Below are 1,204 nucleotides of genomic sequence, written 5' to 3'. Positions count from 1 at the left end.
TGATGTGACACGGAAGTTTCTTGAGGTTTCGCCGGGTAGAGGTGGGCGAGCTTGACCCGGGCGTCGGCGGGGCGGAAGGTCCAGTCGATCCTGGCGCGGGCCGCATTCCGGCACCGCTCCCAGGCGGTCAACTCGCCGGCCAACGTCGCCGCGTCGGCGATCCGCCGCGAGAGGCATTGCCGGCACAGCACGCTCGGTTCGCACTCCGCCATGTTCAGCCAGCTGGCGTGCTTGGGCGTGAAGTGGAACTCCAGCCGACGCGCCAGCCGCCAGGCATCCTCGGGCGGATAGGCCGCGAAGAGCGACTGCGGGCCGTGCGTGTTCAGGTTGTCCAGCACCACCCGGATCACGGCCGCCTCGGGATACCGCTCGTCGCACAGCCGGCGCATCTGCTCGGCGAAGTCGGCGGTGCCGCGACGCTCGGTCACCGTCAGGCGCCGCACCCCGGCCAGCGGCTCGACGGCCGTGAAGATGTTGGCGGTCCCGCACCGGGCGTGCTCGTAGTCTCTCCGGGCCGGCCGTCCCGGCACCGCCGGGATCGGCTCGCGGACCTCGGCGTGCAGCTCCTTTCTCGCCTCGTCGAGGCAGACCACCGGCCGGGCCGGGTCGTAGGGCTCGGCGTAGAGCGACAGGGCGTCCTCCAGCCGCCAGCTGAATTCGCCGCTGATCCCCTTCGGCAGGCACCACGAGCGGACCTGCCACGGCTTCAGCTCGCTTTTTTCAAGAGGCGGCGGACCGTCTCGCGCGAGACCGACTCGACGACCTCCAACGCCACGGCCCGCTCGGAGAGGCGGCGGACCGACCAGCGGGCGAAGCCGTCCTCGGTCGGGCTGCAAGCCAGGGCGATGATGGCCGCCTCCTGCTTGCCGTCGAGCTTGGCCGGGGCACCGCGGCGGGGCCGCTCGGCCAGCGCGGCCTCAGGCCCCTCCTCGGCGCATCGCCGGCGTACGTTGGCCACGGTGCCGGCGGAGATGCCGAGGGAGTCGGCGATCTCGTCGTCGGTCTCGCCGCCGTCGGCCCGCAGCAGGACGTCGACTCGGTTACGCTGGCGAAGGGTCAAGGGTCCGGTGCGGCGGGCCTCCAGGGCGTGACGCTGGTCGTCGGTCAGGTCGACATGGTATTTCTTGGGCATGGCGTCCTCCTTGACGCGGTAGGATCGCCGAATCGCAAGGGTTTTACAAGCAGAAACTTTCGTGTCAGACCA

Annotated in this window: 2 protein-coding genes; both read right to left on the bottom strand. The window is 70.5% G+C overall.

Features of this window, described 5'->3' with window-relative positions:
* On the bottom strand, positions 1–668 hold a 668-nt coding region (locus G6O68_RS31835), incomplete at its 3' end, for an IS630 family transposase (RefSeq protein ID WP_240911593.1).
* Positions 669–706: 38 nt separating this feature from the next.
* Entirely contained in the window at positions 707–1,132 is a 426-nt protein-coding gene (locus G6O68_RS31830; RefSeq protein ID WP_165253780.1) for a helix-turn-helix domain-containing protein, read from the bottom strand.
* Positions 1,133–1,204 lie beyond the last annotated feature (72 nt).

The sequence above is a fragment of the Paludisphaera soli genome, assembly GCF_011064595.1.
Lineage (GTDB): Bacteria > Planctomycetota > Planctomycetia > Isosphaerales > Isosphaeraceae > Paludisphaera > Paludisphaera soli.
Note: the sequence above shows the minus strand (reverse complement) of the source record. Positions and strands in the feature narration are given on the sequence as shown.

Bases quoted from the DNA above. Each gene is read 5' to 3' on its own strand.
- G6O68_RS31830 (WP_165253780.1), bottom strand. From the start codon at position 1,132: ATGCCCAAGAAATACCATGTCGACCTGACCGACGACCAGCGTCACGCC.